The 18620-nt window shown below is 66.6% G+C and carries 19 protein-coding genes and 1 pseudogene; 12 read left to right on the top strand and 8 right to left on the bottom strand.

Annotated features, from left to right (window positions below; all coding sequences use genetic code 11):
• Window positions 1-160 precede the first annotated feature (160 nt).
• The gene (locus M7H19_RS06125; RefSeq protein ID WP_298178075.1) at window positions 161-526 is read left to right on the top strand and encodes a hypothetical protein; all 366 of its coding nucleotides are present in this window, start codon (window positions 161-163) and stop codon (window positions 524-526) included.
• Between the two features lie 13 nt (window positions 527-539).
• Here the strand turns inward: M7H19_RS06125 and M7H19_RS06120 are convergent, their stop codons facing one another.
• Window positions 540-1508 carry a bile acid:sodium symporter family protein gene (locus M7H19_RS06120; protein WP_298178123.1) on the bottom strand — a complete coding sequence of 323 codons (969 nt, stop codon included), beginning with the start codon at window positions 1506-1508 and terminating at the stop codon, window positions 540-542.
• 215 nt (window positions 1509-1723) lie between these two features.
• On the opposite strand from M7H19_RS06120, the gene M7H19_RS06115 reads away from it, so the two are divergent.
• Window positions 1724-2164: an SRPBCC family protein gene (locus M7H19_RS06115; RefSeq protein WP_298178073.1), complete on the top strand. Its 441-nt coding sequence runs from the start codon at window positions 1724-1726 to the stop codon at window positions 2162-2164.
• A gap of 20 nt (window positions 2165-2184) precedes the next feature.
• On the opposite strand, the gene M7H19_RS06110 is transcribed toward M7H19_RS06115, so the two are convergent.
• Complete coding sequence (locus tag M7H19_RS06110) at window positions 2185-3276, bottom strand: NAD-dependent epimerase/dehydratase family protein (protein WP_298178070.1); 1092 nt, start codon at window positions 3274-3276, stop codon at window positions 2185-2187.
• Window positions 3277-3356: 80 nt separating this feature from the next.
• Between M7H19_RS06110 and M7H19_RS06105 the strand changes: the two genes are divergently transcribed.
• The 5 genes from M7H19_RS06105 (at window position 3357) to M7H19_RS06085 (ending at window position 9247) form a co-directional block, all read left to right on the top strand.
• Entirely contained in the window at window positions 3357-4988 is a 1632-nt protein-coding gene (locus M7H19_RS06105; RefSeq protein WP_298178121.1) for an NAD(P)/FAD-dependent oxidoreductase, read from the top strand.
• A 47-nt stretch (window positions 4989-5035) separates the two neighbouring features.
• Window positions 5036-5530, top strand: coding sequence for a hypothetical protein (locus M7H19_RS06100; protein ID WP_298178068.1), 495 nt, complete (start codon window positions 5036-5038; stop codon window positions 5528-5530).
• A gap of 167 nt (window positions 5531-5697) precedes the next feature.
• Entirely contained in the window at window positions 5698-7953 is a 2256-nt protein-coding gene (locus M7H19_RS06095) for a xanthine dehydrogenase family protein molybdopterin-binding subunit (RefSeq protein ID WP_298178067.1), read from the top strand.
• A 5-nt stretch (window positions 7954-7958) separates the two neighbouring features.
• On the top strand, window positions 7959-8432 hold the full coding sequence (locus M7H19_RS06090; protein ID WP_298178119.1) for a (2Fe-2S)-binding protein: 474 nt from the start codon (window positions 7959-7961) through the stop codon (window positions 8430-8432).
• Window positions 8429-9247: a xanthine dehydrogenase family protein subunit M gene (locus M7H19_RS06085; RefSeq protein ID WP_298178065.1), complete on the top strand. Its 819-nt coding sequence runs from the start codon at window positions 8429-8431 to the stop codon at window positions 9245-9247. The genes M7H19_RS06090 and M7H19_RS06085 overlap by 4 nt, the downstream gene beginning before the upstream one ends.
• A 179-nt stretch (window positions 9248-9426) precedes the next feature.
• Here M7H19_RS06085 and M7H19_RS06080 read toward each other — a convergent pair whose 3' ends face one another.
• Complete coding sequence (locus tag M7H19_RS06080) at window positions 9427-9648, bottom strand: hypothetical protein (protein ID WP_298178062.1); 222 nt, start codon at window positions 9646-9648, stop codon at window positions 9427-9429.
• A 217-nt stretch (window positions 9649-9865) separates the two neighbouring features.
• Window positions 9866-10090, bottom strand: coding sequence for a hypothetical protein (locus M7H19_RS06075; RefSeq protein WP_298178060.1), 225 nt, complete (start codon window positions 10088-10090; stop codon window positions 9866-9868).
• 151 nt (window positions 10091-10241) lie between these two features.
• Between M7H19_RS06075 and M7H19_RS06070 the strand changes: the two genes are divergently transcribed.
• A complete protein-coding gene (locus tag M7H19_RS06070) occupies window positions 10242-10862 on the top strand; it encodes an L-threonylcarbamoyladenylate synthase (protein WP_298178058.1) in 621 nt (206 codons plus the stop codon).
• A gap of 125 nt (window positions 10863-10987) precedes the next feature.
• Here the strand turns inward: M7H19_RS06070 and M7H19_RS06065 are convergent, their stop codons facing one another.
• Genes M7H19_RS06065 through M7H19_RS06055 form a run of 3 tightly spaced genes read right to left on the bottom strand, consistent with a single transcriptional unit; the run spans window position 10988 to window position 13232 of the window.
• Window positions 10988-11215: a DUF5703 family protein gene (locus M7H19_RS06065; protein WP_298178056.1), complete on the bottom strand. Its 228-nt coding sequence runs from the start codon at window positions 11213-11215 to the stop codon at window positions 10988-10990.
• A complete protein-coding gene (locus M7H19_RS06060; protein WP_298178054.1) occupies window positions 11212-12270 on the bottom strand; it encodes a hypothetical protein in 1059 nt (352 codons plus the stop codon). Before M7H19_RS06060 ends, M7H19_RS06065 begins: the two co-directional genes overlap by 4 nt.
• Window positions 12267-13232, bottom strand: coding sequence for an aldo/keto reductase (locus M7H19_RS06055; RefSeq protein ID WP_298178052.1), 966 nt, complete (start codon window positions 13230-13232; stop codon window positions 12267-12269). Before M7H19_RS06055 ends, M7H19_RS06060 begins: the two co-directional genes overlap by 4 nt.
• An 85-nt stretch (window positions 13233-13317) precedes the next feature.
• Here M7H19_RS06055 and M7H19_RS06050 point away from each other — a divergent pair, with 85 nt between their 5' ends.
• The 4 genes from M7H19_RS06050 to M7H19_RS06035 are packed head-to-tail and all read left to right on the top strand — an operon-like array spanning window position 13318 to window position 17992.
• Window positions 13318-14361 (top strand): LLM class F420-dependent oxidoreductase, encoded by a 1044-nt coding sequence (locus M7H19_RS06050; protein WP_298178050.1) that lies wholly within the window; start codon window positions 13318-13320, stop codon window positions 14359-14361.
• Window positions 14361-15221: an undecaprenyl-diphosphate phosphatase gene (locus tag M7H19_RS06045; protein ID WP_298178048.1), complete on the top strand. Its 861-nt coding sequence runs from the start codon at window positions 14361-14363 to the stop codon at window positions 15219-15221. The genes M7H19_RS06050 and M7H19_RS06045 overlap by 1 nt, the downstream gene beginning before the upstream one ends.
• 9 nt (window positions 15222-15230) lie before the next feature.
• On the top strand, window positions 15231-15944 hold the full coding sequence (locus M7H19_RS06040; RefSeq protein WP_298178046.1) for a histidine phosphatase family protein: 714 nt from the start codon (window positions 15231-15233) through the stop codon (window positions 15942-15944).
• Window positions 15941-17992 carry a M3 family metallopeptidase gene (locus M7H19_RS06035; protein ID WP_298178043.1) on the top strand — a complete coding sequence of 684 codons (2052 nt, stop codon included), beginning with the start codon at window positions 15941-15943 and terminating at the stop codon, window positions 17990-17992. Before M7H19_RS06040 ends, M7H19_RS06035 begins: the two co-directional genes overlap by 4 nt.
• Before the next feature lie 54 nt (window positions 17993-18046).
• Here the strand turns inward: M7H19_RS06035 and M7H19_RS06030 are convergent.
• Window positions 18047-18457: pseudogene (locus tag M7H19_RS06030) on the bottom strand (TIGR02206 family membrane protein); the annotation flags it as partial.
• Window positions 18458-18620 lie beyond the last annotated feature (163 nt).

The following is an 18620-nucleotide window of genomic DNA, read 5'->3' as shown; positions in this document are numbered from 1 at the left end:
GTGAGACTCCATCGCGATGGTGACGGAGCGAAAACCACCTGATCGAGTGAAAACCGACAGTCTTTTGTATAACGCCCTATACGGATTGGCTGTAGTGTTCCACAGCCAATGACAACCCAGCCACGCATGCATCGATCTTTCTTCGGGTACTCGCACACACATGGGGCTGGAGAACATCTGGGTCACAACGCTCAACGACGGACTGGTCAGAGCGGACCACATCGTGGGTATCGAAAGTCATCAGACGCCGGAGCTGCCCGGGAAGAGACCACGGTGGCTGCTCGACGTCACGCTCGCCGTTTCCGTGGGGAGTGGGACGAGAGAGGGGTGGGAGGTCATGCAGCTGCATCGCACGCTTATCCAGACCGACAGCTATCCGGACAAAGCAGCGGAGAATCTGGCCCGCACCTTCGACGATCTACGACGCCAGGGTGTCTCAGGAGTGGTGCGTGTGGGCACGCGCCACGACTTCGTGCGATTCGAGTTCTTCCCGTTCGACTCCAACGACAACACCGACGACTACTGACCTGGCCGGGAAGTCATGTTCGACGCGAGATCCTGCGCGGCTTTCGCGTCGGTCGTTTGGCCCAGTAGCTTGCCAACATCGAACCCGACACGTTGTGCCATACGGAGAACAGGGCGGCGGGCAGAGCGGCCAAAGGCGCGAAATGCGCGGTGGCGAGACTGGCGGACAGTCCGGAGTTCTGCATGCCGACCTCCACGCTGACGGCACGACAGGCCGACTCGTCGAGCCGCGCGGCTTTCGCCGCGAAGTAACCCAGCAGCAGCCCCAACCCGTTGTGCGTGATGACCGCCGCCACCAGCAGGATGCCGCTGGAGATCACGGAGTCGGCGTTGGCGCCGACGATGGCGGCGACCACGACGACGATGCCGGTGACCGATACCAAAGGCAGGTACGGAAGCACCTTCTCCACGTGGCGTCCCGCCAGAACACGTACCACGATGCCCGCCGAGACCGGGAGCAGAACGACCTGCACGATCGAGGAGAACAGGTCCAGGAAACCCACGGGCAGGTCCGACCCGGCCAGCCACAGCACCAGCAGTGGGGTGAGTACGGGCGCCAGCATCGTGGCCACCGAGGTCAGTGTCACCGACAGCGCGACATCGCCCCGGGACAGGTAGACGATCACGTTGGAGGCCGTGCCACCGGGGGCGCAGCCGACGAGCACCATGCCGGTCAGCAACAGTCCGGAGAGTCCGAAGACCCAACTCACCGCCACTGCCGTCAGAGGCATGATGAGGAACTGGGCACAGAGGCCGAGCAGCACGGCCCAGGGGCGGCGCAACACGAGCGCGAAGTCGGCGGGCCGTAGGGTCAGGCCCATCCCGAACATGATCACCCCGAGTAGCAGAGGTACGTGACCTGCCAGTGTCGCCGTCTGGTCGGGGAGTACCAGACCGACGAGCCCGCCGGCCAGCACGAGCACCGCGAACCAGCGGCTGGCGAAATCGGCGACCGCCGCGAGCGGACCACGTTGCGCACCCATGTTGCCCCTCAACAACCTGCGATGGAGTGAAGGCACACTGTACGGCGTGCGACGGCGAGACTGAACGATCCGACGTCGTAGACCACTTCGGTCACCACGTCGGGTGGAGGTGTCACTACAGCAAGACGGCCGCTCGGAGCCGGTGGCCCGGATGCGGTGTTCTCGTGCGTCAACGGGTGCCGTCGTGGGTATAGCGCCCATGGAGGTGTGGCGCGATGATCGAGGTGAGTCGAGTGATGCCGGCGGGTCAGGAGCGCGTGTATGCGGTTCTGTCCGATGGCTGGTCTTATGCGGGCTGGGTGGTCGGTAATGCGCATATCCGCAAGGTGGATGCCGCCTGGCCCGCCGAGGGGAGCCGGATCCACCACAAAGCGGGGATGTGGCCGGTTCAGGTGCCGGACGTGTCCACGGTGACGGCGGTTTCACCCGGGCGCATGGTCGAGTTGGATGCGCGGCTGTGGTTGTTCGGGCGGGCGCGTATCCGGGTCACGTTGATTCCGGAGGGCGAACACGGCACACGGGTGAGCCTGGCCGAGGAGATCGTGAGTGGGCCGGTGGGGTTGCTGCCGGAGCCGCTGCAGGCATTGTTGCTACGTCCCCGCAACGTTGAGGCCCTGGCCAGGTTGCAGGACATCGTGGTCGGTAAGACGGCGTGAGAGAGGCTCGGGTGAGCGGTTCAGCTCTGTGACTGGTGGCTCGGCGTGCCCCATGTTACCGATCTCCATCTCTGCCACAGGGGTTCGGCGGTTTCCGGTGCGAGCGCCGGGCTGGTGGTCCCCGAACCTTCACGTAGCCCGGAGACCAGGGAGGCCAAGGTCTCCTTGGCATTGTGCGCAGGCTCCCAATCCAACTCGGCTCTCGCCCGGGTGGTGTCGGCCAGTGGGGCCTTGTCGGCGAGTTCCAGCCATCCCGGGTGCAGGGGATACAGCCCGGCACACCAGGCGAGTCCGCTGCTCGCCGACAACACTGACTTCGGCACGGGCAGGCGCGTTCCACCGAGTGTGCCGGCGATGTCGTGGGCGTGTAATACGGGTTCGGCGGCGAGGTTGAACGACCCGGCGGCCTGTCGGTTGAGTACGGCGATGATCGCGGCGGCGACATCGTCGGCGTGGACGAGCTGGATTCGCAGCTGTGGCCACAGGGGGAGGGGAAGCCACGGCCGTCCGATCCAGCGGCCGGGTACCAGGTCGCCGAGCAGCCAGCGTGCGAACTCGCCCGCGGCGTCTTGTTGCAGGATCGCGCACGGTCGGACCCGGCTCAGCGTGATGTCGGGGTGGTGTTGGGTGAACGTGTCGAGTTCCCGTTCCAGCCACACCTTGCTGCGGCTGTAGGCGCTGGTGTCGATGCCGCCTGTCTCCCAGTCCTCGCTGACCATCGACCATCGTGAGGTGGGTGAGTAGGCGGCCACCGACGAACCCACGATCAGGCGTTCGACACCTGCCCGAGCGGTTGCCTGAAGCAGGTGGCGGGTGCCCGTGACATTGGTGCGCCACAGGGACGGTTCGTCGCGCCGCGGGTGGATGGCCCAGGCCAGGTGCACTACGGCGTCGGCGCCGTCGAGAGCGGTGGTGAGGGTGTCCACGGCGTCGGGTTCGCCGAGATCACATGAGACCCACCGAGCATGCCGGTACGGTTCGGTGTCCGGTTCCGGGATGCGGCGGGCCACGCCGGTGACGCGTATGTCGTTCGTGGTCGAGAGTTGCCGTAGCAACGCCGTTCCCACATTGCCTGTAGCTCCGGTGACGACCACCGTTGCGCCGACTGCCACGCTTTTTGAGATCCCCGGTCGGCGTCGGTGTGAAACACCCGTCCGCTGACGGCCGAAGTGTAGGATCGGGTCTGGTGGGTATGTCGAAGGCCGTGGGTGCACCGGGGTCGAGTGTGGCAGCGGGTGACACGGTGGATGCCGTTGTCATCGGGGCGGGACAGAACGGCTTGGTGGCCGCCAACCTGCTGGCTGATGCCGGTTGGGATGTATTGGTGCTGGAGGCCACGCCTTATGTGGGGGGAGCCGTCCGAACGGCCGAGCTCACCGAACCGGGGTTCCGTCACGATGTGTTCAGCGCCTTCTATCCGTTGTCGGTGACTTCACCGGTCATCCGTGGTCTGGACCTGGAGCAGTACGGACTGCGCTGGCGGCACGCTCCCGCGGTGCTCGCGCACGTGCTGCCGGATGATAGGGCCGCTGTGCTCTCCCGTGATCTCGAGGCCACCGTCGCCTCGCTCTCGACCTTCGACGCACGGGACGGAGAGGCCTGGCGGCTCCAATTCGATCAGTGGCTCCGGGTGAAGGAGTCGCTGCTGGACACATTGTTCTCCCCTTTTCCTCCGGTGCGGCCCGCGTCGCGGTTGGTGCGCACACTCGGTCTGGCCGACGGGCTGCGGTTCGCACGCATGTTGGCGATGCCCGTGCGGGCGCTGGGGGAGGAGACCTACCGTGGCGACGGTGCGCGGCTGCTTCTGGCCGGCAATGCTTTGCACAGCGATCTCGGCCCGGATACCGCGGGGAGTTCGGTGTTCGGCTGGTTGCTCACCATGCTGGGGCAGGACGTCGGTTTCCCGGTGCCCGAGGGAGGGGCGGGTGGCCTCACCGAAGCATTGGCTGCCCGGCTGAGGACACGCGGAGGGCGCATCGAGTGCTCGCGTGCCGTGACGCGTGTGTTGGTGGCGCGGGGCCGGGCCGTTGGGGTGCGTGATGAGCACGGGAGTCTTGTGCGCGCGCGGAAGGCGGTATTGGCGGATGTGCCCGCGCCAGTGCTCTATCGGGAGTTGGTGGGCGAAGAGCATCTACCGTCGCGACTGCTGTCCGACCTGGAGAATTTCCAGTGGGACGACGCGACGGTCAAGGTGGACTGGGCGTTGTCCGGACCCATTCCGTGGAGCAACCCGGATGTCGGACGTGCGGGTACGGTGCATTTGGACAGCGATCTCGACGGGCTTTCGCGTTACAGTGCCGAGCTGACCTCGGGACAGGTGCCGGTGGAACCGATGCTCGTGCTCGGACAGATGACCACGACCGATCCCACCCGCTCGCCCGAAGGCACCGAGGTCGCGTGGGCGTACACGCACGTGCCGCAGGGACTGGCGTGGGATCGGGACAGGGTGCGCCGTTTCGTCGACCGTATGGAGCACATCGTCGAGCGGCACGCCCCCGGGTTCACGGCTTGTATCCGCAACCGGCATGTGTTGAGCCCCACCGATCTGCATCGTTGGGAGCCGAGCCTCGTCGGTGGTGCTATCAACGGTGGTACCGCGGCCCTGCATCAACAGCTCGTCTTCCGGCCCGTGCCGGGGATGGGCCGCTCGGACACGCCTGTCGATCGGTTGTATCTGGCCAGTGCCTCGGCGCATCCCGGTGGCGCGGTCCACGGTGGTCCGGGCTCCAATGCGGCGAAGGCGGCGTTGGCGAGGGCGGGATTAGCAGGAGCGGCGTACGGCCGTCTCATGCGTTCTGTGCATGTCGCTCTGTACCCGAACTGACCGGACCGGTTGAGTGTCGAAACGGCTGTTCCGGGTATTCGGCGACCATGCTCGGCACCGACACCGTTGATCTCGTCTTCGCGACCTATCTCAACGACCACCATGCCATCGCTGTCGGTGGCGCGGAGTTGGTTCGGCGACTGGCTTCCCAACAGCGGAATTCCGTACATGCGGCGGACCTGGCCGCCTTGCGTGACGAGCTGGTGGAGGACCTGCGTAGGTTGCGGGAGATCATGGCCGCATTGGACGTGCCCGTACGTGCTTACAAAAGCATCGCGGCCTGGGCCGGTGAGAAGGTAGGCCGGTTGAAGCTCAACGGCAGGCTGCTGAAGCCCTCTCCCGCGAGCCCGGTGTTGGAGTTGGAAGGCGCCACGATGGTGTTGACGGCGAAGGCCGGATTGTGGCGGAGCCTACGTGCCAGGGCGCGGAGGGACGATCGATTGGACACCGCCACACTGGACGAATTGCTCTCCAGGGCCGACCGTCAGATCGAGACCGCGCGTCGGCTGCACACCCGTTACGCCGAGGAAGCGTTCGACTGAGCCGGTTGCCGGGCACCCCGTTCATGCGAACGGCGTAATCATACGAAAGTCGCTCAGCTCGGTCGTAGCGAAGTCGACCGTTCGTTGAAAAATCTTTTCTCCCGCATTGGCGTCCACACCGGTCGATTAGGCATGATCGTCGCCGGAGTTTGAGCGGGAGGCTGAGATTGAGCATCGTCGGCACCAAGGTGGTCCGCGTCGAGGACGAGAAACTGATCACGACGGGCGGCACCTACATCGACGACCTTCGTGAGGACGCGCTCACCGGCGCCGTCCACGCGATGTTCGTGCGAAGTCCGATCGCGCACGCGACCATCACTTCGATCGATACATCGGAGGCGCTGGCCGCTCCCGGTGTCGTCGCGGTCTACACGGCCGCCGACCTGGACCTGAAGCCGGGGAAGGCGGGCCCGGTGACGCAGCCGTGGCTTGCCGACGGTGTCGTGCGTTACGTCGGGGAGCCGGTGGCTCTCGTACTCGCCGAACATCGGTATCAACTCGCCGATGCGGCAGAGCTCGTCGATGTGGATTACGAGCCACTCGACGTGGTGGCGGACATCGAGACGGCGTTGGCCGGTGACACGGTGGTGCATCCGGAACTGGGTGACAACGTGGCACACACCAACGGCGGTGACTTCGCCGAGGACACCTTCGCCGATTGCGAGGTGGTGGTCCGAAAGACCATTGTCAACCAGCGGTTGGCGGCTGCTCCTCTCGAAGTTCGGGGAGCGGCCTGCGCATGGGGCGACGACGGTCGACTGACCCTGTGGCTGTCGACGCAGAACGCGCACTTCGCCCAGTCGGCTGTGGCGAAGGGACTCGGCCTCGACAGTGGACGGATCCGTGTGGTGACCCCGGACGTCGGGGGCGGGTTCGGCGCGAAGATCGGTACCGACCCCGAACCGGTGGTGTTGGCCTGGGCGTCACGCCGGGTGGGACGGCCGGTGCGGTGGTCGGAGACCCGCAGCGAGAACCTGACCTCGATGACGCACGGCCGGGCACAGCGCAACACGATCACCATCGGTGGCAGGCGGGACGGTACGGTCCTCGCCTTCCGGCTGGAGGTGGTGCAGGACGCGGGCGCCTACCCACGCACGCTGTATCTGCCGACCTTGACCGAGATGATGGCCCCGGGCGTCTACCGGTTCCCGAAGGTGGAGACCGTCAGCAAGACGGTGGTCACCAACACGACCCCCATCGGCGCCTACCGCGGTGCGGGGCGACCGGAGGCGACCGCGGCGGTGGAGCGGGCCATCGATCTGTTCGCCGCCGAGATCGGCGCCGACCCAGCCGACGTGCGGAGGAAGAACTTCATTCCGCCCGACGCCTTCCCTCACACCACGCCCACGGGCGCCTCCTACGACAGCGGTGACTACGCCGCCGCGTTGGACAAGGTGTTGGAGGCCGCGGGCTACGCCGACCTGCGGGCGGAACAGGCGCGACGGCGCGCCGCGGGCGACCCAGTCGCGCTGGGGATCGGGATGTCGACCTACGTCGAGATCACCGGTGGTGATGGAAAGGGTGACAGTGGCCGGGTGGACATCAACCCGGACGGCAGTGTCACCGCGTACACCGGCGTCTCACCGCACGGTCAGGGCATTCACACGACGCTGGCGATGCTGCTGTCCGACAGGCTCGGCGTGCCGATGGACCGGATCACGGTGCGGCACGGAGACACCGACGAGGTGCCCAAAGGGGTGGGCACGATGGGGTCGCGGTCGTTGCAGTTCGGTGGTTCGGCGATCCGTAAGGCCGCCGACGACGTGATCGACAAGGCTCGCAGACTGGCGGCCGATGCGCTGGAGGCGTCGGCCGATGACCTCGAACTGGATGTCGAGGCGGGCGCGTGGCGCGTGCGCGGGGCCGGGGCCGCCGGCTCTGTGAGCTGGGCGGACCTGGCTGCCGAGGCCGAACCCGGAGCGTTGTCCGCGGACGTGTGGTTCGACGAGGTCGGACCGACGTTCCCGTTCGGCGCCCACCTGGCGGTGGTCGAGGTGGACACCCTCACCGGCAAGGTGACGTTGCGGCGCATCGTCGCGGTGGACGACGCCGGACCCGTGCTCAACCCCGTGACGTTCCAGGGACAGCGGCACGGCGGTCTGGCGCAAGGTGTGGCGCAGGCGTTGCTGGAGGTGATGGACTACGACGCCGACGGCAACCCGACCACGGCCACGTTGGCGGACTATTCGTTCGTCACGGCCACGGGATTACCCGACTTCGAGTTGGTGGATATGGCCACTCCCACCGACCGCAACCCGTTGGGAGTCAAGGGTATCGGCGAGGCCGCCACCATCGGGTCGACGCCCGCGGTGCAGAACGCCGTGGTGGACGCGGTGTCGCACCTCGGCGTGACACACATCGACATGCCTACGACCCCGATGCGGGTGTGGGAGGCACTGGCGCGAGTACGAGAGGCGGATTGACAGCGTTGCGCGTCACGATCGAGATCAACGGACAGACGGTCTCCGAGGAGGTCGAGGACCGGACCCTGCTCGTGCACTTCGTGCGCGATGTCGCCGGGCTGACGGCCACCAACGTCGGCTGCGACACCACGTCCTGCGGTGCGTGCACCGTCCTGGTGGACGGCGAGTCGGTGAAGTCCTGCACGATGTTGGCGGCACAGGCGGACGGCCACCGGGTCACGACGCTGGAGGGGCTGGCCGGTGGTGAGGACGGGCAGGAGCATCCGCTGCGCACGGCATTCAAGGAACGGCACGGGCTCCAGTGCGGTTTCTGCACCCCCGGCATGATCATGGCGGCGGCGTCGTTGTTGGAGGAGAACCCCAAACCCACGCGGGAGCAGGTGCGCGAGGGGATCGAGGGCAACTTCTGCCGCTGCACCGGTTATCAGAACATCGTCGATGCGGTGATCGACGCGTCCGGTCAGGAGGTCGGCCAGTGATCCCTGCCGCTTTGCAATACCGACGGGCGTCCTCCGTGGACGACGCGTTGGCCGTACTGGCCGAACACGGTGACGAGGCGAAGCTTCTGGCGGGCGGGCACTCACTGTTGCCGTTGATGAAGCTGCGCCTGGCCGCGCCCGAGATCGTCGTGGACATCGCGGGACTGCGTGAACTGTCCTATGTGCGAGACGAGGACGATCACATCGCGATCGGGGCGATGACCCGTTACCACGATCTGGTGTCCGACCCGCTGTTGGAGAGACACGTGCCGCTGGTGGCACATGTCGCGGGCACGATCGGCGACCCCCAGGTGCGGCATCGAGGCACCATCGGAGGGTCGGTGGCGCACGGAGACGCCGCGGCTGACCTGCCCGCCGCGTTGCTGGCCTGTGACGCCGAGTTCGTTGTGCGTACCCGGACTGGTCAGCGCACTATCGCGGCGGAGGAGTTCTTCCTCGGTCCCTTCACCACCGCCCTCGGCCCGGACGAGGTGCTCACCGAGATACGCGTGCCGAAACGGACCGGCGTGGGGTGGGGATTCGAGAAGTTCACGCGCCGCTCCATCGACTGGGCCATCGTGGGCGTGGCCGTGTGCGGACAGGCGGTCGCGTTGATCAACATGGCGGGAACGCCGATGAGGGCCGAAGCCACCGAGCGGGCCCTGGCCGACGGCGCGTCGATCGGCGAGGCCGCTCGTCTGGCGGCCGAGGGCACCAGCCCCGCCGACGAACCGCACGCGACGAGTGAGTACCGCCGTCACCTGGCCCGGGTACTCACCGAGCGCGCTCTTCTGCAGGCGGACCAACGCGGCTGAGTCGCGCCACCCGGCCCCGGGGTCGGTCCACAGCCAAAGTTCTCCACTGTGGACCGCGACTGGGGCCGGGTGGCACGGTTTGTCAGCCGACATGTCCTCATCACCCGCGAACGGAGCCACTCATCTCGTCCTCCGTTCACGTATCCATGGGCGCCCGCGGCCGGACCCGGATGAGCGGCTCACTGTGTGGCGCGGCGCTTGCGACGATGGGTGAGGTAGAGGGCCCAGAACGCGACTTCGCTCAGCCCGATGGCGATGCCGACGAGCCACCTCAGCCAGGTCGGTTCGATGGCGAGGACCACGACTACGAGCAGCATGATCCCCATGGCCGAGATGAACGCGGCCGGAGCCAGTTCTTGCAGGGATCGGTTGGTTGTGGGGCGCTGTGGTTGTTCGATCATGCGCCCGGATTGTGCCAGCTGCCCCGACTATCCGGTGGTCGCGAGAACCACGGCGAGGCCGCCCCGACCGAACTAACCACCACGTTGCAGGACTGCGCCGCCCAGTTCGTTGTACACACTCAGGTCGGACAGTCGCGGGAGTATCGCCTGGTCACCGGCCGATCAGCTGCCATCGCGCCCTTCCGTGTCGTTGGCACGGTGGTCCCGTTCGAGCGGCTCACCGCCCGGCGTTGCGGCGCTTGTGGAGGTAGATGGCGTAGGTGGTCCAGAACGCGAGAGCGCTCAGCAACATGAGAACGCCGAAGAACCACATCATCCAGTTCGGTTCGGTGGTGAGGATCGCGACCACGAACAGAGTGATCCCCACAACCGTCATGAGCGCGACCGAGATCAGTCGTCGTCGGGACAGGTTGACTGTGGGGCGCTGTGGTTGTTCGGTCATGTGCCCAGATTGTGCCAGCCGTCCTCGGGGTCTCGGCGTCCGGCGACGATCACAGCCGATCACGGCCGGCCACGGTGGGGGTGTCGAAACCGGCTCGGTGGGTCGGGACACCGTGGTGGTCTTTGTGTCGCGCATCACCTAGCCTGTTGGCGTGGCGAGATATGTGGACGTGCACCCGCGTAACCCGCAGCCGCGCGCCATCGCACAGACGGTGAGAGCGTTGCGGTCGGACGGTGTCGTGGTCTATCCGACCGACTCCTGCTTCGCGTTGGGTTGTGCGCTGGGTAACAAGCAGGGCATGGACCGTATCCGCGCGATCCGAAAGCTGGGCCAGCGGCACCACTTCACCCTCGTGTGCCGGGACTTCGCGCAGCTCGCGAAGTTCGTCCACATGGACAACACGGTGTTCCGTGCCATCAAATCCGCTGTGCCGGGCAGTTACACGTTCATCCTGCCCGCCACGAAGGAGGTGCCGCGTCAGCTATGGCACCCGAAGAAGAAGACCGTCGGCGCACGTATTCCCGACCATGCGGTGGCACAGGCACTCCTGGCGGAACTGGGTGAGCCGATCGTGTCGAGCACGCTGCTGTTGCCCGGCGAGGAAGAGCCGATGACCCAGGGGTGGGACATCAAGGAACGTCTGGACACGGTGGTGGACGTGGTGCTGGACTCCGGTGACTGCGGTGCCGAGTCCACCACCGTGGTCGACTTCTCCGACGGTTTTCCGGAGATCGTGCGTGAAGGAGCCGGCGACCCCGAACGGTTCCGCTGACTCACGGCGTTCCTGGATCTTCCCCTGGGCGAAGGTCGGTGTGGGGCACACAGCGAGCCGATAGGGTCGCTGACAGCATCCCTATCGGAGCCGGAAAAGCAGCTCGGAAGAAGCGCTGCCCGGAGCTAGACGATGAATCCGGGCAGCAGGCCCGCCGCAGTCGACGAGCGACGTCTACGCACCCATATCTTGCGGGTGCCGTCGGAATACAGCCGGACGTTGGACAATTCCCAACCCGAGAACTCGGCCTGCAACGACAGTTGCACGGTCGCGGTCAAACGAGAGACCCCCGGAGGCAGCTGCACCCGGCGATACTCCCAGTCATCGTCGGTCACGACTTCGGTATTCGTCATGGAGCGATCACCTGGATCCCTTCCCCGGCTGCCGAGCCGATCACGATTCGGGACGTCCGTTCCTCGACCGTAATCGAATTCGGCTGCCGGATGGTCGGGTAGCGATGCTTCTCCGTCGGCTCGCCACCGCGTACGTCGAAGCCGACCACTTCGTTGCGTTCGGTCAAAGTGACCCACAACAAGTGGCGCCGCTCGTCGTAGGCGAGTGCGTACGCACCGCCGGAAACCGGGTAGCGCTGCCGTAACAGCAGCGGGTCGGTGGAGAACGCCAGAACGGCGCCGCGGCGGGTATCGATGGTGAACACTCGTCCGAAGGAGTCGGTCACCATGTTGGTGGCGCCCTGACCGGCGCGGAGTCCTTCACCGATGTTTCGGCCCTCGACGTCGACGGCGAAGACGGCGCTGCGGAGGCGGTCGAGCACGACCGGGTACCCATCGGCCATGACCACGTCGTCAGCGCTGTTCAACCCGCCTTGGATGGTGGACACCACGCGGCCGTCCTCGACGACAGCGACCGCTTCGCTCTCCCGCAGACTGACCAGGAGCCGGTCCTCGAACGGTGCGGTGCCGGTGGGGCGGCCACGTATCGACGTCGTGTGCAGTTCTCCCTCGGGAAGGGAGATGCGGGCGAGGACGCTCGCGGACGGCACGGCGGCGACGAGGGTGTTCTGCGAGACCGTGAGTTGTTCAGCCGGACCGGGCAGTTCCACCACCGTTGTCGGCTCCTGCGCCGGTTCCTCGAGCGTGTCGAGGTCGTAGAGCAACACCTGATCCGGGTCCTGCACGGCAACGGCCAGCACGCCAGTGTCCGAGTCCGTGGCCAACGCGGTGACGTCACCGATCGGAGCTTCGTCGTCCGCGCCGATCACCACCCCTTCGGGGGCGGTCGTGGTTTCCGGCGACGGTGGTGCGGTGGCGGCTGTCGGATTCTCGACGACCTGCAGTTCGTCCTGGACCTCGCCGTCGTCGGCGCAGGCCACCAGCGGCCACACCAGCACGGCGGCCAGGACCACCGAGGTGACACGGGGGAAGGCGCGGGACTTACGGACGTTCATGACAGCCACCGTTCCGGGTAGCCGAACTCGATGGCGCTGACGTCGTCGAGTGCGGCCCTGATCGCAGAGGGCAAGGTAAGAGACTCGGAGGCGAGCGAACCGGCGAGCTGACTCTTGTCCCGGGCACCGACGATCGGTGCCACGACACCGGGACGGTCCCGCACCCATGCCAGCGCCACCGACAGCGGCGAGGTACCGAGTCCCTCGGCCGCGGTGACGACCGCCTCCACGATGCGCGCCGCTCGTTCGGTGCGGTGCTGCTCGACGTAGCCGGCGTAGACGGTGGAGGCGCCGCGCGAGTCGGCGGGAGTGCCGGTGCGGTACTTACCGGTCAGCACGCCCCGCCCGAGCGGGGCCCACGGCAGCACTCCGATGCCGTGGTGGGCCGCGGCGGGCACCACTTCCCGTTCGATGCCGCGTTCCAGCAGCGAGTACTCCGATTGGATCGACACGATCCGGTTCTCCCGCATGTTCGCGGCGGCCGTTGCCAGCTGCCAGCCCGTGTAGTTGCACACACCGACATAGCGGACTTTGCCGCTGCGTAGCGCGTACTCGAGGGCGGATAGGGTCTCGTCGATCGGTACCGCGGTGTCCCAGGCGTGCAGCTGCCACAGATCGATGTGGTCGACCCCGAGCCTGCGTAGTGAGCCGTCCAGCGCAGACAACAGCGCTCCTCGGGACGCGCCACCGTCGAATGGTCCGTCGCCCCGACGAGCGACAGTCTTTGTGGCGATTACCACACTCTCTCGTGGCACCAGGTGGCCCAGGAGAGATCCGAGCAGTCGTTCGACCTCGCCGTCGCCGTAGATGTCGGCGGTGTCGACGAGGGTGCCACCGGCGTCGACGAACGCCGCGAGCTGGTTGGCGGCGTCCTCGGCGTCAGTGTTGGTCGACCACGACAAGGTGCCTAGCCCTAACCGGGACACCCGAAGACCGGAGGTGCCGAGTTGACGGCTTTCCATAGCGCCAGAGCCTAACCGTCACTCGAACGAGCTCGTGACGAAGGCGTGTCAGCTCGTCGGAGGCCGCCCGCTAGTGTCGACGTTCGTGCGACTAGGGCTGAATCTCGGGTACTGGGGCGCTGGTAACGACGCGTCCAATCTGGCACTGGCCAAGGAGGCCGACACACTCGGTTACTCGGTGGTGTGGGTCGCGGAGGCGTACGGCTCCGACGCGCCCACGGTGTTGGCCTGGATCGCGGCCCAGACGTCGTCGATCGACATCGGCAGCGCGGTACTGCAGATCCCGGCGCGCACTCCCGCTGCGACGGCCATGACCGCCGCCACCTTGGACACGCTCTCCGGTGGGCGGTTCCGGCTCGGACTCGGAGTGTCGGGGCCACAGGTGTCGGAGGGGTGGCACGGTGTCCGGTTCACCGCGCCACTCGGGCGCACCCGCGAGTACGTGGACATCGTGCGGGCCGCGTTGCGGCGGGAGAAGGTGCGCTACTCCGGGAAGCACTTCCAGCTGCCGCTGCCGGACGGGCCCGGCAAGGCACTGGCGTTGACCGTGCACCCCGTGCGGGAACGCATCCCCACCTACTTGGCCGCGATCGGGCCGAAGAACCTGGAACTCACCGGGGAGATCGCCGACGGGTGGCTGCCGGTGTTCTTCTCTCCCGAGCACGCGAGCACCCAACTCGACCATTTGAAGGCCGGGGCCGCCAGGGCCGGTCGTGACCTCGGTGAACTCGACATCGCGCCGACCGTGCCGTTCGTTCCCGGTGACGACTGGACCGTGTGCGCCGATTCCGTGCGCGCTTATGCGGCGCTGTACCTGGGTGGTATGGGCAGCCGGGAGAAGAACTTCTACAACCGCCTGGCGGTGCGGATGGGCTTCGCCGACGCCGCCGCTGAGGTGCAGGAGCGTTACCTCGCCAAGGACTACATGGGAGCGATGGCGGCGGTGCCCCTGGAATTCCTCGACGCGACGTCGTTGCTCGGTCCGACGGAGCGGATCGCCGAGCGCATGGCCGCGTTCGCCGAGGCAGGCGTGACCACGTTGAGCCTGGCCCCGTTCGTCGACCCGGCGCTCGGCGCCGACGTGTTGCGTACGGCAGTGGAAGCGTTGGAAAGGTCGGGAGCGGCCTGATGGGCTGGTTCGAAGCGCTCGTTCTCGGGTTGGTGCAGGGGCTGACCGAGTTCCTGCCGATCTCGTCGAGCGCGCACATCCGACTGACGGCGGCGTTCGCGGGTTGGGACGACCCCGGTGCCGCGTTCACCGCTGTCACGCAGATCGGCACCGAGCTCGCGGTGCTGCTGTACTTCAGCCGGAAGATCGGCCGTATCCTGCGCAACTGGTTCCTTTCGCTGACCAAGCGGGAGTACCGGTCCGACCCCGATGCCAGGATGGGCTGGCTCATCATCATCGGTTCCATCCCGATCGGTGTCCTCGGCCTGCTGTTCGAGGAACGCATCGAAAGCGTGTTCCGAGATCTACGCCTGACAGCAACGACGCTCATCGTGTTCGGCCTGTTGTTGCTGGTCGCTGACCGCATGGGCAGCAAGCAGCGCGAGCTGGACCAGCTGACCGTGCCGCACGGTCTGGGATACGGATTCGCGCAGGCGTTGGCGCTCATCCCCGGCGTGTCACGTTCGGGCGGCACCATCACCGGTGGGCTGTTGCTCGGCTACAAGCGTGCCGACGCCGCGGAGTACGCGTTCCTGCTCGCGGTACCCGCCGTGCTCGCCTCGGGGGTGTACAAGCTGACCGACATCGGCGCGGGCGACGCGCCGGGCGTGGGGCCGACTCTGCTGGCCACCATCGTGTCCTTCGGGGTGGGCTACGCGGTGATCGCGTGGCTTATGTCCTACATCAAGAACAACAGCTTCCTGCCGTTCGTGATCTACCGCGTCGCCCTCGGGCTTGCGGTGTTGGTGCTGGTGTTCACAGGAGTGCTCGACCCGGACGCGGGGCCTGCCACCGTGGGGGAGGCGGGGGCGAACCCGTAGGGTGGCCTCGTGGGTACTGTGATCCTGCTGCGGCACGGCCGGTCAAGCGCCAACAGCTCGGGTGTGCTGGCAGGCCGGACACCGAAAGTGGGCCTCGACGAGACCGGCCGTGCGCAGGCCGAGGCGTTGGTGCAGCGCCTGGCCGGCATACCCGTCGCTGCCGTGGTGACCTCGCCGTTGCTGCGGTGCAGGCAGACGGTGGCGCCGCTGTTGGCCGACCGAGGTCTCGATCGGACCACCGACTCCCGGTTATCCGAGGTCGACTACGGGGAGTGGACCGGTCGCGAACTGAAGTCACTGGCCAAGGAACCTCTGTGGAAGGTGGTGCAGTCGCATCCGTCCGCGGTGGTGTTCCCCGGTGGCGAGGGGCTGGCTGCCATGCAAGCCAGGGCGGTGGCCGCCGTGCGAGATCACGATGCCCGCATCACCGGCGAGTACGGTGAACACGCGGTGTGGGTGGTGTGCAGTCACGGTGATGTGATCAAGGCAGTGCTGTCCGACGCGCTCGGTCAGCACCTCGACGCCTTCCAACGCATCGTCGTCGACCCCGGCTCGGTGTCGGTCGTCCGCTACACGCAGACGCGGCCGTTCGTGCTGAGGGTCAACGACCACGGCGGCGATCTGGACGGGATCGTGCCGCCGAAACCGAAACGACGTCGACGAGGCACGTTGTCCTCCGATGCCGACATCGGGGGGACGACGGGACGAAAGGATCGATCGTGACGAACGCGGACAACCCGCTGTTGACGCCGAGTGAGCTGCCTTGCGAGCTGCCACCGTTCGACCGGATCATTGATGAACATTTCCTGCCCGCGTTCGAGGCGGGCATGGCCGAACACGCCGCCGAGGCGGAGGCCATCGCGAACAATCCGGAGCCACCGACGTTCGGCAACACGATCGTGGCGTTGGAGCGCTCGGGGCAACTGCTGAACCGGGTCGCTTCGGTGTTCTTCAACCTCGCCGCGTCCCACACCAACGACACGTTGCGGGCCGTCCACGCCGAGGTCGCGCCGAAACTGGCCGAACACTTCGATGCCATCCACCTGAACCCGGCGTTGTTCGCCCGGATCGAGGAGCTCTACGAGCGTCGGGAGACGTTGGAGCTGGACGCCGAGTCCGCGTGGTTGCTGCGTCGCTACCACCTGGACTTCGTTCGCGCCGGTGCGGCGCTGCCCGAAACCGACCGGCAACGGTTGAGGGAACTGAATGCCGAGCTGTCGTCGCTGTCCACACGGTTTTCGAACAACCTGCTGGCCGATACGAACGACCTGGCGGTGCTGGTCTCCGATCGTGAGCAACTGGCCGGGTTGTCCGACGCGGAGATCGCGGCGGCGGCCGAGGCCGCGACGGAACGGGGGCACGACGGTGGCTACCTGCTGACGTTGTCGCTGCCGACGGCACAACCACTTTTGGCCTCGCTGGAGAACAGGGAGCTGCGGGAACGGATATTCCGGGCCTCGATCGCGAGGGGAAACCGAGGGAACGAGTACGACAACACCGAGGTGCTGGCGCGGATCACGCGGTTGCGGGCCGAGCGCGCCGCGTTGCTGGGATATCCGCACCACGCGGCCTATGTGATCGAGGACCAGACGGCGAAGACGGCGGACGCGGCGTTGGACATGCTGCGCCGGTTGGCTCCGGCCGCGGTGGCCAACGCACGCGCTGAGGCCGCGGAACTGGCCGACGAGATCACGAGGTCGGGTGAGAACCACTCGCTGGAGCCGTGGGACTGGGCGTTCTACGCCGAGCGGGTGCGTAAGCGCCGGTTCGAGGTCGACGACGCGGAGCTGCGGCCGTACTTCGAGCTGGACACGGTGTTGCGGGACGGCGTGTTCTACGCGGCCAACAAGCTGTACGGGGTGACGTTCAGCGAGCGGCAGGACCTGCCCACCTACCACCCGGACGTGCGGGTGTTCGAGGTGTACGACGCCGACGGCGCTCTGCTGGGCTTGTTCCTGGGGGACTACTACGCGCGGGAATCCAAGCGCGGTGGCGCGTGGATGAACTTCTACTGCGAGCCGTCGGGGCTGTTGGGGCGCCGTCCGGTGGTGGTGAACAACCTCAACATCACCAAGCCGCCACAGGGTGAGCCGACGCTGCTGACCTACGACGAGGTGGTGACCATGTTCCACGAATTCGGTCACGCACTGCACGGCTTGTTCTCGGACACCCGGTACCCGACGTGCGCGGGCACGAACGTTCCCCGGGATTTCGTGGAGTTCCCGTCGCAGGTCAACGAGATGTGGGTGTTGTGGCCGGAGGTGCTGGCGAACTACGCCAAGCACCACCGCACGGGAGAACCGTTGCCGCAGCGGCTGGTGAAGCGGTTGGAGGAGTCCCGCGCCTACGGTGAGGGATTCGCCACGACGGAGTACTTGGCCGCGTCGCTGCTGGACCTGGCTTGGCACATGTTGGACGCCGACACGACAGTGGATGATGTGGCCGAGTTCGAGGCCGAGGCACTACGGAAGGCGGGCGTGGCTGTGGACGCGGTGCCGCCGCGGTATCGCAGTACGTATTTCGCGCACGTGTTCGCCAATGGCTACTCGGCCGGCTACTACTCCTACATCTGGAGTGAGGTGCTCGACGCCGACACGGTGGAGTGGTTCCGGGAGAACGGTGGTCTGACCCGAGCCAACGGTGACCGTTTCCGCCGTGAGTTGCTGGCGAAGGGCGGAAGTATAGACCCGATGGTGGCGTTCGCGAACTTCCGTGGTCGGGCTCCGGAGATCGAGCCTTTGTTGGTGCGTCGCGGTCTGACGGGAGCCTGATCGGGCGATCCGAGGGCAGTCAAGGAGTCTGTCGTGGGCGGCGAGCACCCGGTGTCACGGGCTGTGTCGCCGCCCACGACCTGAGGAGCGTCGTGCCCACGGCCAGGTGATCAGTGCCCAGGCCGCCAGGATGAGTGCGACTTCTGCCGGCAGATACCACGGCCAAGGGCCGAGCAGGTCGAGGAAAGAGCCGGTGTCGGGTTTGTGGTTGAGATAGCCGTAGTTGGTGCCGGTGAGACTGTTGAACACCATCGCGGTGGTGGCCCAAGCCACGGTGACCGTCACCGCGATGCGGTAGTCGCGCCAGAAAGGGTGCAGTCCGAGCCCTCAAGTGAGGTACACGGCAGCCCATACGACCAACAGGTGTAGTGCCCAGAACGCCAGGAACTCGTAGTGGGGAAAGTCGGGACCGGCGAGAACGGGGGATACGAGGGCTTGTGTGGACAGCGAGAGGCACCAGTAGTAGGCCTGGAACTCCCGAAGCTGTCCTGAGCCGCAAAGTAACCAGTGAGTAGCCGACTCGCTGTGAGCTGTATTACAGCGGTCTTCTATGGTCCGGTGCCATGCAGATGGAGTGGTCGGACGAGGAGCTGGTGGCGTCGTGGACGCTGGTCGGCGAGGACTGGTC

The organism is Saccharomonospora sp. (genome assembly GCF_027317685.1).
Lineage (GTDB): Bacteria > Actinomycetota > Actinomycetes > Mycobacteriales > Pseudonocardiaceae > Saccharomonospora.
The sequence above is the reverse complement of the archived record's forward strand: the minus strand, read 5'-3'. Positions and strand labels throughout refer to the sequence as shown.

What these genes read in the sequence shown, in the direction of transcription:
- M7H19_RS06125 (WP_298178075.1), top strand. Translation starts at nt 161, where the DNA reads ATGGGGCTGGAGAACATCTGGGTCACAACGCTCAACGACGGACTGGTC.
- M7H19_RS06120 (WP_298178123.1), bottom strand. Translation starts at nt 1,508, where the DNA reads ATGGGTGCGCAACGTGGTCCGCTCGCGGCGGTCGCCGATTTCGCCAGC.
- M7H19_RS06115 (WP_298178073.1), top strand. Translation starts at nt 1,724, where the DNA reads ATGATCGAGGTGAGTCGAGTGATGCCGGCGGGTCAGGAGCGCGTGTAT.
- M7H19_RS06105 (WP_298178121.1), top strand. Translation starts at nt 3,357, where the DNA reads ATGTCGAAGGCCGTGGGTGCACCGGGGTCGAGTGTGGCAGCGGGTGAC.
- M7H19_RS06100 (WP_298178068.1), top strand. Translation starts at nt 5,036, where the DNA reads ATGCTCGGCACCGACACCGTTGATCTCGTCTTCGCGACCTATCTCAAC.
- M7H19_RS06080 (WP_298178062.1), bottom strand. Translation starts at nt 9,648, where the DNA reads ATGATCGAACAACCACAGCGCCCCACAACCAACCGATCCCTGCAAGAA.
- M7H19_RS06075 (WP_298178060.1), bottom strand. Translation starts at nt 10,090, where the DNA reads ATGACCGAACAACCACAGCGCCCCACAGTCAACCTGTCCCGACGACGA.
- M7H19_RS06065 (WP_298178056.1), bottom strand. Translation starts at nt 11,215, where the DNA reads ATGACGAATACCGAAGTCGTGACCGACGATGACTGGGAGTATCGCCGG.
- M7H19_RS06060 (WP_298178054.1), bottom strand. Translation starts at nt 12,270, where the DNA reads ATGAACGTCCGTAAGTCCCGCGCCTTCCCCCGTGTCACCTCGGTGGTC.
- M7H19_RS06055 (WP_298178052.1), bottom strand. Translation starts at nt 13,232, where the DNA reads ATGGAAAGCCGTCAACTCGGCACCTCCGGTCTTCGGGTGTCCCGGTTA.
- M7H19_RS06045 (WP_298178048.1), top strand. Translation starts at nt 14,361, where the DNA reads ATGGGCTGGTTCGAAGCGCTCGTTCTCGGGTTGGTGCAGGGGCTGACC.